Below are 12,692 nucleotides of genomic sequence, written 5' to 3'. Positions count from 1 at the left end.
TTTTTTGCTTTAGTTAGGGCTTGCTGAAAAAGTCTCAGGCATGCCAGGTTCAAGGCGGCCGAGTGAAGATGTATGCTTATATTTCGAATGAGGCCAACGTAGAAGATGGTATGGCTGAGGCTAGCTTGAAAATCCCTATTTTGGGATTTTCAAGCGCCTGGATAATGACCTATAGTCGTCAAAAAGCTTGTAGTTGCTGAAAAACCGCTCGCATAAAAAATGGGCTAATCATTCAAAATAATAGATTTTAATCTATTCATGGCGTTTTTCAGCAGGCCCTAGTTAAATCTAGATCATAAACATGTGATAATCTTACATCACTCAGCCTAGCAAAGACAGCAAGGCATACAAGTTCATAGACTTACATGTAATTTACCAGTTTCTAATCATGAGAAAAAACCCTAATTGTTTGGCTAAATAACCCAATAATTCAGGTAGCCTGAAGGTGTTTCAAGGACCACTTTATAAATATCAGATTCAATATTGTTGAGTGGAATAGTCATTCCCCCCTTTTCTAAGAGCACATCAGCTACCAGCCAATAATTGTCCAACCCGCCGGTTTTGAAACTGTTAGTTGTAGCAATCCAGACTCTGCCTTTTTGCTCTTTGGAAAGTGGTTTCCAGGTCAGGGAGATTTCACCGTTTTTCAATTCAGCTTTAAGATTAGTTGCATCTACAGTACCGATAAAGGGTGTACCATCCAGTTCCATGGCAATTTTCTTTGGAATTCTTAAATCCATATGATGGACGATGGAAGGCAGAATATCGACCATTGTAGGTGTTTGCCTGAAATGGATATTTGTATTTTTGGAATTGGTAACTATCCAGGTTGCGCGTTCCCTTTCACTATGCCCTCCATGACCAAATCCATCTTCGGTTCTACCATGGTCAGTAGTGATAACAATCAGCCAATCCTCCTTGTATTTCTTCTGCCTGTATTGAATGGCGTCCCAAACCCGTCCTATCTGAACATCTGCTTTTTTAACGCCTTCAATCATTTGGGGGCTGTTTCCGAAGGTATGTCCCATATCATCAGAATATTCAAGATACATCCAAGATAGATCAGGACCTTCATCCTGGATATAGCGGGCAGCCTCCTTTGAAACTGCTTCATCGATGTGATGGATATACATCCTATCCTCATCGTGTGGGAAATTCAGTGTATCCAACTCCATTCCATCGAAGAAATAGTCAAAGTTATAATTCCCGGTCTGTACCAGATTAGCACCCACTAACTTAGTCCTGTTATCTAACCACGTAGAAAATATTGCAGATTTTTTGGTAGGGTCTGCTTCTTTCAACATGCGGAAAATTGTCCAATAATTATAGTTGGGGGCCTCTATCCCATTTCCCCAGACATTATGTTTGTTTGCCCACACACCTGTTATTAGACTATTATAGCCAACTGCCGAGATAGTTGGGGTTTCGGAATACCCCCCGACTTCCCCTCCCATACTAGCCACTGTAAAACCGCCAATAGCACTGATCTTATCTAAATTTGGGGTAGCAACTGTATCAATAACATCAGCTGGTATGCCATCGACAATCACGAAGAGTACTTTTTTGGAATTTTTTTGAGCATATCCCTGGTTGATAAAAAGGGCTATAAAAGCAGCGAACAATATTCCTTTCATTCTTAATCGTATTTTTGGCTGAATTGGCCTGACAAAAACGCCAGGCCACTTTTGAGTTGAATCATTCATATCAATTCCAGCCAAAAATCTGCTGTAAATTTGGATTAAGCGTCACCTGCTGAATTGGAATTGGGCGGTAGTAGTATTTTGGCTCCTCAAAATTCCTAGCTTTTGATTCAGTAACCATCATTCCACCATTTTCCCCATTTTCCAGAAAGACATCTACATTTTCATCAATAGTACCTGCTTTATAGTAGATCAAGTCAACCCCTAGGCTGTTTTTCTCCTTGGCTTCTCCGACTGGAATGATCGTATCTTTACTCACTAAAATCACATCTTCGATACCGTCACCTGTCAGATCATATTTTCCCAAGCCGGGAAAACACATTCCCTGAGGAATATTTTCGAGTAGCTTACCAGCTTTCCACCGCATTATGTCGTCGTATCGGTAGCCTTCTACTGCCAATTCAATTCTTCTCTCTCTTCTGATTTCCAGAAGAACCCCCACATTGGAGCCACCTATATTGGAATACTTTCCTACCAGAAAAGGATCCGGAGAGTTGTTTGCATCTGTCATACTCAGATCAGGCATGCCTGCTCTTTTCCTGAGAATATTCACTGACATATCCAGATCTGCCTGCGTCAGCTCCTGTAGTTCCGCCTTTGCTTCCGCATAATTCAACAAAACTTCAGCATATCGATAGACGGGGAAATCCGCACTTGCAATCCCTATGTTATCAGTCGTATTCTGATAGCCTTTCAGTTGATGGTACCCTGTAAAATTCTTATTCAAACTTTGAATGTAAGGAACGGTATTTGGCTCTCGCACCCATCCGGGATAGACCAACGTCTGCATCAAACGGGGATCTCTATCCTGAAATTCTTCTACAAATCCCTTGGTCATATGGTTGGGCACAGAAGAATAATACGATCCATCCTTCATTAGATAACTCATTACTAAATCTCTGGAAGGCGACTGTTCATAGTCTCCAAACACGCCGGTATTCACATTGCCCCCCCTGTCTTTATTGGCATCATATGGGTTAATCAAAATAACTTCCGGGTTACCGGTAAGATCCTGGCTGGTAAATAATTTGGAATAATCGGTTTCCGGACTGCCTGTCGAATAAATAGAAAACTTTCCTGAACTAATAATCTCACTGGCTAAGTCCCGTGCTTTCTGCAACAATTCTGGGGATGTGGCCTCTAATCCAAGTTCATTATGGTATTTTCTATAAGTACCTTCATACAGCGCTAGACGTGAATAGAATGCTTTCACTGCCCATACATCAGGAGTTCCTGAAGGGACAGATTCACGTACATTATTTGCCGCGAACTCTAGATCTTCCATGACTTTTCCCATCACTTGTTCTCTTGGATCCCTCCCTTTATATAACTGCTCAGAATCACCGGGATCAAGGGTATTTTCATACCAAGGCACATCAGAATAACGCTTTACCATTCCGAAATAAAACACGGCCCTATAATACCTAGCCAACCCCACATAATGTGCAATAGCTTCCTCTGAGGCTACTGCTTTTTCATAATTATCCAGGAAATAATTGATATTCCTTAACCCACCCCAATTCCAACCACCTGTCAAGGTCTGTGAGCTTGGTGATCCTGTCATTATATTTTTGATTTCCACCGCGCCAGTTGTAGCCATGTTATCACTGCTTTGGTCAGCTTGGTAGCTTCCCGGTCCTGCCATGGTTAGCAGCCCATTCACATAAAGCTCAAGGTCTTCCTCAGACTTGAAAAACTCCTCAGGTGCCACTGATGTCTGTGGATACCTATCTAGAAAATCATCGTTGCAGGAAGACAAAGCTAGCACTGCACCTAATAGGACGATATATTTTTGCATGATCTTTTTCATTTCTAATTACAAATCGATATTAAGTCCAAATGAGAATTTCCTTTGGAACGGGTAAGCCCATCCATAGCCACCATCATTGATGGCTTCAGGATCTACAAAATTTTTGATGGGTGAAAATTCAAAAATATTTTCACCTGAAACATATAGCCTGATTCTGGTCACTTTTAGTCGCTCCAGAAGGGGAGCCGGCATGCTATACCCCAAGGTTATGTTTTTGATCCTCAGGTAAGCGGCATTTTTAAGATATTTTGTTTGTGGGATATCCAAGCCAGCGCCATAGTTATTATCTGCAAGCCAAGATTGTAGCACAGGGAATTCTGAATCCAGATTTTGCTCAGCCAATCCAGCATCGATGTAAGACTGGGAATGTTGTGCTATCAATGCCTCGCTATCTGCCTCACCTCTATAGAAATCCAGGTTCCATGGATAGATGTTGGCGTATGGCTGCTGGTAAGGCCCCCAATACAGATAATGCCTTGGGTAATAATCCCTTTTTCCCACTCCCTGAAGGAAAACAGAAAGGTCAAATCCACTGTAGCTCATGTCCAGATTAAAACCGTAGCGATATCTGGCAGTTGTATTGCCTATCAAAGTGAGATCTTTCGGATCATCTGCGGTTTGTCCTTCCTCAATCTTTCCGTCTCCATTCAGATCTTTGTATTTAGGCCATCCTGGCACAACAGCTATTGCTCCCCATGGTACTACTGCTGATTGATCCAGACTTTCAATTTCATCCTGGTTATCCATGATGCCGTCATTTACCAAGCCCCAAATCTCACCTATTTCCTGGCCGACCCGGTAAGCCGATAAAAGATTGTTTTCATTTTGGAAGCTGGTTATATGGGATCTGGAATCAGAAAGGATAGCTTTAATGCCATATTTCACAGGATTTGAAGGACTGCCAAATTGGTCTCTATAACCTAAAGAAAGTTCAAAACCCTTGGTCCGAAGATCAGCTGCATTTTGCTTTGGAGGACTTGTACCGAGTACCGCAGGAAGTTCCACCGGATCAGTCAGCATCCCCTTGGTATCCCTGATGAAATAATCAAAAGTTCCACTCACCCGATCGCCAAAAAAGCCAAAATCCAAACCAACATTGTTGGTGATTACCTTCTCCCAGGTATAATTCGTAGGGTCCACTGCCAGTGAAGGGGATGAGGTAATCACGGTCTGTCTATTTCCATCTATCAAGTAACTGGAAAGTCCTGTCGGCAATGTCTGGATATAGCCGAAGTTGGATACATTCTGATTTCCAAGGCTGCCGTATGAAGCTCTTAATTTAAACGTGGAGATGACATTAGTCAGGCCGGAGAAAAAGCCTTCATCCATCATCAGCCATGAGCCGGATACCGACGGGAAAAATCCCCACCGATTGTCACTCGGGAATCTTGACGAGCCATCATATCTCCCATTAACTTCGAGGATATACTTGTTTTTAAAAGAATAATTAATTCTACCGAACCCACTTCTTAACGCGTAAGTGCTATAAGACGGAGTTACAAATGCATCTCCTGTTGTCAAACCTATGTAGGGTAACGAAGAAGAAATCAACACCCTTCTTTCAGCCTGAATGGTAGAATATTCGTAATTCTCCTGGTTAAATCCCGCCAACACATCAAATCTATGTTCACCCAAGTTTTTGGAATACTTTCCGAAAAGATCAAAAATCGTATTGATCAAGGTTCCATTTCTTTCAACCACTGAGCCAGCCCCGCCTTCGGTGCGAACATCATCAGGGCCAAAACCAATGTTGTATTTTCTCTGGTCCCAATGATATTTCCACTGCTCTCTTTTAAAACTTCCTCTTCCTGTAAATGATAAATCACCTTCCAGAAAGGAAGCTGTAGCCTGAATGATATCCTGAAAGCCAATCATATCCTCCTGATTTCTTCCACCGTCCACCAGCTGGGCCGCAGTCCTTCCGGCTGAAGTATTTGCCCAGGTGCCATCAGGATTCTTTGCCACGTCTGTTGGCTGCAGGAAATAGATGTCTGTGATGTCATTGGTAGGATCAGCACGCTCTGTCTGATAGATATTCAGGTTATTGTCAAACGAAAGCCAATCCAAGGGCTTAACATTTATTTTTGCCCGTAAGGAGTAGCGATCCCAATAGTCGGGAGCCAATTTATTCAAACCATTTTCCTTGGTGTAATCACCGGATACATAATATCCGATTGGCATTTTTCCGCCGCTGTTTCCACTGATCGACAGACTTTGGTTGGTTGAAAAACTTGAAGAATTAAAAAAGTAATCGTTCCAATTATTGCTGCCCATGTAGGCCCAAAGGTTAGGGTTATTGGGGTCAAGTCTGGTATCGGCTATCGAAGGATCATCAGAACGCTCCTTTGCCCATTGGTAATGTGCATCAGAATAATTCACATAATCCCAAGGGGTATTATTGGTGGAAGTCTCCAACACACGTGAGTATATATAAGGGTCGGTTACCGGTTCAGGTAATACAGAGGGTTTACCCCAGGCAAAATAGCTGTTGTAAGAAATCTGTTGTTTACCTTCTGCTCCGTTTTTGGTTGTGATCAAAATCACTCCAAACGCTGCTCTAGCCCCATAAATAGCCGCAGAAGCCGCATCTCTAAGTACAGAGTATGACTCAATATCTGAAGGGCTTAATCTCAATAAATCGCTTTCATTACCTGGAATACCGTCAATTACAATCAATGGCCCCCCTCCATTGATAGAGGTAAAACCACGGATATTAATATTCGGAACAGTACCTGGTTTTCCACCCTGATAAGTTATGTTAAGTCCCGGACTCATTCCCTGAAGCCCCTGAACCACATTCGCTATGGGGCGGTTGGCAATATCCTCCCCAGCCAATTGATCCACAGCTCCGGTCACATTGATCTTTTTCTGAGTCCCATATCCGACCACCACAACTTGATCGAGCAGCGTATCCTCTTCTTTCATCACCTGATCTATGACAGATTCTCCATTGATAGCTTGCTCAATAGACTGAAATCCGATAAAAGAGAAAATAAGAATTGCGTCCTCGGACTCTGGAATAATGGAATATCTACCATCCAAATCCGTGATCGTTCCTTGTTGGGTGCCCTTGATTAAAACTGAAACTCCGGGAAGCCCCAGACCGGATGCATCAGTTACCGTTCCGTTCACTGGGTTTTGTGCCAGTGACTGAAAACTGATCAAAAACATCATTAAGACCAACGTAATGGCCCAATTGATTTTCCTCTTCCCAAAAGAGGCTTGTCGTAAATAGTCTTCCATAAAAGTTTGATTTTACTAAGTTTTCTTCACTAATATTTCTCTCCTGAATAATTCAAAAGACGAAAATTTTATTGAACATTCATTCAATATTAAATATTGATATTATAAAATCAAAGCAATTTTATTTCATTTAACCGTTACTTAATAAATGAATAACAATGAAACCTATAGCTTTACAATTCCGCAAAGGGAATTTAACAGTATGAGTATTTTCTGAAATTAGAAGAAATTGTGGTTAAAAAGTCCCTACTCACCAGCAAGGAACCCGGATAAACAAGAAGCTGTCTAAAAAGTGACGAAGGTGTCCGGCTGAGGCTTTGACCCCGCTCAGGTCGAAACGGTTCCAAGTTAATTTTCAGCAAATAGAGCCCTATTTAGGCTTTGCCTAATGGTACAGCCAACAGATTGACAAGTGGGCTAAGACTAATTATGTCAAAGGAAAATATTCGTTTTCCAAGGTTCCGTCAGAAAAAAGCTTTAGAATGGCAAAGCCAGGAGGTGTTTCCAAATAATATTGCTTACCAGCAGATTGTTCATCACCATCACCCCACCAAAATCCACTTAGGGCTCCGTTGCAGAAGTAGTGAACATCATTGTACCAGGTTCTGTGCAACAGATGCTGATGCCCACTGAGACAGACTCGTACCTTATCTTTATGCTCGTAGAAAAGCGTTTTTAATTCCTTGTGATCGCTGTGTTGTCCACCTACCAAATCGTGGGTAATTGATGTAATCGGGAAATGTGACATAATAAGTGTTGGCGTATGGGCAGGTAAACTTGCCAAGTCATTTTTAAGCCATTCCATTTGTTTCTCCCCGAGACTAATACCTTCATGATTTCCATCCAGAATAATAAAATGCCACCCTTTATCATCAAAACTATAATAAGCAGCCGACATTTGTAAACGCTTTATTACATAAGGTTTGCCATACATCTCATCTTCTTTGGAAGGTGCATCCCACCAAGGATCATGATTTCCTATACAGCTATAAACCTTTGCTCCTTTGAGCTCACTTCTGAACAAATCCCATGATTGCCACTGCTCTAACATCCGCTCACGGGTCACATTGTCATAAGACGCATCATGTATGCAATCCCCTCCGTTCAAATAAAAATCAGGATTATGCTCTTTCACAATTCGGAGCCAGGCAATAGCCCGGGCGGGGATATTTTCTTCGGGACGGATATGCACATCGGTAAGGTGTGCAATAGTTAAGACAGGAAGTTCGTTTGCTCTAGTTTGCGCTGCCTGGGACGTTAGTAAGGGGGTCGTAGCTGCCACCGCAAGTGTAGCAGAGTTACTTAAAAATTTTCTTCTTTTCATTTCTACTGCTTAATCAATGTCAATCTAGTCTGGATAAGGAAGGAGGTTTGTGATTCTAGTAACCAACATTTTCTTCACGATTTTTGTAATTACTATTAAAATCATAAATTGAACATCCGTTCAATATTATATACTGAAATCTGATTATCCAAAGAATAAAACATCACAATACACACTATTAATATTTTTTTAATACTTCAATAACATGGCGAACAAAATTTCGGACGAAAGAAAAAAGGAAATTATCGAGGGCTTTTACCAGCTGTCAGTGCAGAACGGGCTGGAGAACACCTCAATAGCTAAAATCGGAAAGCATCTCGGAATGCCCCCTAGTCTCATCATGCATTATTTTCCAACCCGTGAAATATTGATCTCAAATTTGATTTCCCATATTCTGGATCAGTACCTGATGATATACGAACCTGTTATCAGGGAACTGGAAACTAAAAACTATGCGGATCCTAATACCTTCGTGGACAGCTTATTTTCCCGAGATTGGAATATGCTTTTTGATGATGGGGTATTTTACAGCTGTTATAGTCTGATTTTCCGAAATGATCGAATCAAAAAAGAATATCGTTTGCTACATGACAAACTACGGGAATCTTTGAAAGACATATTGGATAGAGATGATAATTTTGCAGGCAAGGACACAGATTTACTTGCTGAGCAGATTTTCGTAGTGGTAGAAGGGGCCTATTATTACTTATCTATGATCGATGATGAAAATGTTTACAACAGGAAATTGGAAGCCTATAAAAGCCAGGTTTATGACTTACTCCGAAAATATGAAGTCCAGCATTTGTAAAGAGCCATTAGTGCAATACATGCCCATACTCCGTTGACAGCTAAGTTAGCATGGTCTGAAAAATGCATTGCATTGATCATCAAGCATACTGCTCCCAATAAATTGAAAACATGGTATTTAACCTCCTCCTGCTTCCAGATGCCTTTGGATAATAGAAAATAGGATAGAATAAAAAAGAATGCTCCTATCCAGCCGATTAGTTGGAATATCATAAGACTAATATAGACCTAAAATAAATTGGTATGAATTCTTCCAAAGTAAGTAAACTTTTATCAATGAATTAAAACTGACTTGTCGGTTGGCTTTTTGAAACAAATCCCCCTTGCCCCCTTTGATCATAGCATGTTTTTCAAAAAAAAACTAAAGGTAAAGGGGGAGTCTGTGAAGTGAATCTTCTGAAGCAGAGTTGATTTTCCTCACAATTATCTATCGTACCAATGGCATTATAGAAGTCCCATCGGCCAGTCAGAATGGATTAATCTGAGCGAAGAGGGACTATCATTAGCATAGGCTTTCAAAACTAGATTATAGCCCTGAAAGGGCGGCAATATTCTAACCCAGGGTAAGGAGGCACGACACAACCCTGGGTAATGAATCACCGAAATAAAACAGCGAGCCTTTAATCCATATACTAGACAGGAAAACTCTCCCGCTCTAACACTAAAACCAAGGTTATAAAAACGAGTTATCTAGTGCGAATATTAGCCAAAGCGCTGTAGGCGCGGAACTTTTGTAGCCTAGGCCCTTGGGGTTTAATTTATATCATTGCAAATGCCTTATTATTTTCAGGAAATGAATTCATATTCTTCAAACAAGGACTTTTGATATACACCTCCTTTGATTTTATTCATCAATTCCCGTATGAATTCGTAATGTTTGACATAGAGATTTGGGATGGCAATGCTGGCTATACCCTTGGAATGAAGGAGTTGCATTTTTATTTTATCTGAATCTATTCGCTTCTTGTTTCTGTAATGTTCAGCGCCGTTGATTTCAAAAACTACTTTTGGAATCCGACCCTGATAAATCACCCCATCAAATTCTTTCTTGTTTACTGCATGATTGTTGATTTCTTCAGGAAAGACATCCAGAACCTTTACATTTCGCTCAAACCGGCTGCCCTGTACGGAGCAATAGTGGCTCATGGTTTTGTAAAATTCATCTTCAAATTTTGAGTCATTGGAAAAGCCGATGGTAAACCTATTGGCAGTGCTTTGTCGAATCTGTGTTGTACCGTTATTTTGAACATATTCTACCAGGGCATACAGATCATCATCCTTTCTCGACAATATATCTATGGCTTTTTTATCGGCTACCACAATTAGATTCTCCTGAGCCCTGGTGACTCCGACATTGATTAACTGACTGTTGTTCTTTATCCAGTCGTACGTTCTAGTCGTGGTGTTTCGTGAAATGGAAGTGGATATGATGATGGTCTTGTTCTCTTGCCCTTGTATTTTGTGAATCGTACCGCAGCTTACTGATTTATCTATTTCATTTTTGGCTTTTGCAGTTCCCAGGTATTGATTTAAAACTGCTTCCTGATTTCGGAATGGGGTGATGATGAAAACATCCTTCAACTTATTGTCTGCTATGTATTTTACAATCTCATCTGCTTCTTCAATGGCCGCATTTTTAAGCTGCTGATTCACATTGTTCACATCAATCAACTTCAGTTCGCCATTTATTTTAATCTTCGACAGGTTCAACTTATTTTCATAAAAGCGCATGTTTGAGTAATTGATAATCTTCTTGCCACAGCGATAATGATAGCTCAGCAAAATATCCCTCGAAATATTATCAATCCTTTTATATACGGAGAGGATAGAATTGCTGTGGTAATCGTAAGTCTTATCAATATTGAAAATACGCATCAAGCGTTGACCTATACTTTCTTCAAAAACAACGATTGGCTTTAGCTGGTTTGTGTCGCCAATAAGTACCATATTTTTGCATTTTGAAATAGGAATCAAACCTGTTGCAACATCGCACTGCCCCGCTTCATCTATTACCAGTAAATCGAATTTATATTTTCGTCCCAGCTTACGGCTCGATATATTGGTGGTAAGGATAATAGGAAAGACTTTCGTAAGCTTTTCCATATTCTCATCAAGCGCAATCCATTTATTAAATTCTTTTACCTGCTTTTTTGATTCTTCAATTTCCAGTATTTCTATCAGCTGTGCATAATCCTTGGACCTGAGGCGTTTTACATACCTCAGTGACTCGAAGTAAAAAAACTGTAAGAGCTGGTGATTGTCTTTAATGACTTCATATAAATCGTCTAGATCATCATTATTGGTTTCGGGTATCTGCTTGAGTTTCTCTTCAATCGCGAGTTTTTCTTTTTCCAGCAAATGATTCCCACCTTTTGATAGCATGCTGGTTACAAACTCGAGATTTTGAGACTGTTCAATTCTAGTTTCATGATTTTTAATTCTCTCAAGCAATTTTCTGTTTTTCTCTTTCGACTTTTCTTTGAGATTATAAAGCAATTCTTCCTTGGGCACATCCTTAGTCTCAAAAGCAAACCGTTCTTTAATTACCTGGATGGCCTGTGCTACGCGTTCGTTGTTCCCTAGCCTGAGTACCGGAAGCAGTATTTCTTTGTTTCTGTATTTACCTAAATACAATTTGTCTTTAATCCCATCAATAGGCACATTATTATTAGACGATATCAACAGGGTTTTGCCATTGGTAAGGCAATTCACTATAATGTTTAATATGGTCTGTGTTTTGCCTGTGCCCGGTGGTCCCTGAACATAGGTGATCGGGTATTTTAAGGCATTATAAATGGTTTGGATCTGATCTATATTGATATTCTGATCGTACAGTGCAATGTGTGGTTCCTTTCGGTTTTGTCGGTCTAGTAATGACAGATTTTGAAAGAATGCCTTTAAGGGAACCTCCATTTCTTTCTGCTCAAATTCTGCATGTATAGTGTCATAGATTCCGGATATATCTATCTGTGCATATCCCAACACGACAATTTCAGGCCTTGTATTTATCAATTCGGCCGTTCTGAAGTTGGCCTTCAATAATTCTTCAGCTGCATGTTTATCGTTAGTGTAAATCGCTTCAAAATCTGCTGGGCTCAAATCGGTGTAGTACGCCAATGAGTACTTGGCATCTTTAATGTAAAAGTTCGAATTGAACTGTGTTTTGCTGCCCAGATGCAATTTTTTATTTACAGGGTCTAGCGTGAGCTTTTTGTATGCAATTACAAATTTGCCCTTTGAGGGTAAATCTATTGACAATTCACAGATAGCCAGTTCGTACTCATAATACCTTTGGTAATCGCTGTGATAAATATCTTTAATGATCTGTTTCTGCTGCTGGTTTGTTAATGGAAATGGATTTTCCTTTTCAAGCTCAGTTAAATCCACTCCCTGAATTAAATGAGCTTTGTGTAAAAATGGGTCATTATTGGCTTTGTAGCATTCCAGGTAGTAGTTCAATACGTTATTGTCATACCGTTCAAATTCATAAACCTGCAAGCTTTCATCTTCATCCAGCCTTTTGATCAGTTTCTCGGAAGATTCCCAATGTGAAAACTTTAGGATTTCGGCAGTCTGGATTGATGAAATAAATATTTTTCTGTTTAGGAGGGGTTCATCCTTTGTCACATTAAACATATTTACCCGCAGTTCATCTTTTGCATTTATATCGAGTAAACTGATCCAAAAAGGTGTGATCTCCCCATCCTTGTTTTTATAGGTAATGCTCAGATATTTCCCTTCCCGGATGGCTTTACCAATAAGTGAAGTGATTTTTTTGTCAATCATTTCGCTGAAATTTCATTAATCA

General features: G+C 40.3%; 7 protein-coding genes. 1 reads left to right on the top strand and 6 read right to left on the bottom strand.

The window, feature by feature from the left end:
• Nucleotides 1–413: 413 nt before the first annotated feature.
• The 4 genes from BM386_RS00120 to BM386_RS00105 form a co-directional block, all read right to left on the bottom strand.
• The gene (locus BM386_RS00120; RefSeq protein WP_091691891.1) at nt 414–1,634 is read right to left on the bottom strand and encodes an alkaline phosphatase family protein; all 1,221 of its coding nucleotides are present in this window, start codon (nt 1,632–1,634) and stop codon (nt 414–416) included.
• Nucleotides 1,635–1,704: 70 nt separating this feature from the next.
• Complete coding sequence (locus BM386_RS00115; protein ID WP_091691890.1) at nt 1,705–3,498, bottom strand: RagB/SusD family nutrient uptake outer membrane protein; 1,794 nt, start codon at nt 3,496–3,498, stop codon at nt 1,705–1,707.
• Nucleotides 3,499–3,516: 18 nt separating this feature from the next.
• The gene (locus BM386_RS00110) at nt 3,517–6,753 is read right to left on the bottom strand and encodes a SusC/RagA family TonB-linked outer membrane protein (protein ID WP_091691046.1); all 3,237 of its coding nucleotides are present in this window, start codon (nt 6,751–6,753) and stop codon (nt 3,517–3,519) included.
• A gap of 427 nt (nt 6,754–7,180) precedes the next feature.
• The gene (locus tag BM386_RS00105) at nt 7,181–8,077 is read right to left on the bottom strand and encodes a metallophosphoesterase family protein (RefSeq protein WP_091691045.1); all 897 of its coding nucleotides are present in this window, start codon (nt 8,075–8,077) and stop codon (nt 7,181–7,183) included.
• 205 nt (nt 8,078–8,282) lie between these two features.
• Between BM386_RS00105 and BM386_RS00100 the strand changes: the two genes are divergently transcribed.
• Entirely contained in the window at nt 8,283–8,885 is a 603-nt protein-coding gene (locus BM386_RS00100) for a TetR family transcriptional regulator (protein ID WP_091691044.1), read from the top strand.
• On the opposite strand, the gene BM386_RS24060 is transcribed toward BM386_RS00100, so the two are convergent.
• Both BM386_RS24060 and BM386_RS00090 read right to left on the bottom strand, forming a co-directional pair.
• On the bottom strand, nt 8,846–9,097 hold the full coding sequence (locus BM386_RS24060) for a CBU_0592 family membrane protein (RefSeq protein ID WP_091691043.1): 252 nt from the start codon (nt 9,095–9,097) through the stop codon (nt 8,846–8,848). The genes BM386_RS00100 and BM386_RS24060 overlap by 40 nt on opposite strands.
• A gap of 573 nt (nt 9,098–9,670) precedes the next feature.
• Nucleotides 9,671–12,670: a DEAD/DEAH box helicase gene (locus BM386_RS00090; RefSeq protein WP_091691042.1), complete on the bottom strand. Its 3,000-nt coding sequence runs from the start codon at nt 12,668–12,670 to the stop codon at nt 9,671–9,673.
• Nucleotides 12,671–12,692: the final 22 nt, after the last annotated feature.

Origin of the sequence: Algoriphagus locisalis (genome assembly GCF_900116615.1) — a bacterium.
In the GTDB taxonomy this organism is placed as follows: Bacteria; Bacteroidota; Bacteroidia; order Cytophagales; family Cyclobacteriaceae; genus Algoriphagus; species Algoriphagus locisalis.
The sequence above is the reverse complement of the archived record's forward strand: the minus strand, read 5'-3'. Positions and strand labels throughout refer to the sequence as shown.